The organism is Aeromonas diversa CDC 2478-85 (assembly GCF_000819805.1).
Lineage (GTDB): Bacteria > Pseudomonadota > Gammaproteobacteria > Enterobacterales > Aeromonadaceae > Aeromonas > Aeromonas diversa.
The window spans coordinates 1-597 of record NZ_CDCE01000034.1 but is presented as its reverse complement, the minus strand read 5'-3'; the positions used below and the strand labels follow the sequence as shown (position 1 = coordinate 597).

1 protein-coding gene is annotated in these 597 nt (G+C 50.8%); it reads left to right on the top strand.

The genetic code is table 11. The features are described from left to right. A partial coding sequence (locus BN1121_RS20365) for a hypothetical protein (RefSeq protein ID WP_043598004.1) occupies positions 1 to 297 on the top strand: 297 nt, incomplete at its 5' end. Positions 298 to 597: the final 300 nt, after the last annotated feature.

The following is a 597-nucleotide window of genomic DNA, read 5'->3' as shown; positions in this document are numbered from 1 at the left end:
GAGACGCCATCGGGCGGGTGTGAGACGCTATCGGGCGGGTGTGAGACGCTTTATCCTATTTTCAGCATCTATTGCTATCCCAACTGCATGCAATTTTTCCGCATCTTCTCTGAGCCTGTAACGCTCATTTCGTATCTTTTTGCTATTGAGATTTTCACCACACACTGCGCGAATCAGGGTGTCAACATGCCATCCTCCGGCGGGCTCATGCTTGTGAGTCAATATATGGCGAGCAATAGCTTGGCTAATACCGTGCTGCAAACGGGCAATGGGGGCCGGATCGTAGTACAGGCTTAGGTCATGCTCCAATAGCATGACCAGTGCGATACCAAGCCGAACTCTCCATAAGTTCCGCTCCCCTCCCGTCAGAGGATCAAGGCGTGTCATCGGTGAAGGGATAACATGATCTATCAAACCACCGATTATTGGAAAATCGAACTGTGACGTTTCAATAGTTACGGTTGCTGCTCGCAGCTCAGTCAGTAATTTCTCAAGCTGGAAGAGGCTATACCGGCTGTCTGACAGCGTTTTCCGCACTTTGGCAGGGTCTACCAGAAGTTCGACACCACCATCAGACGGCCTTGTTGCTCAAATCGG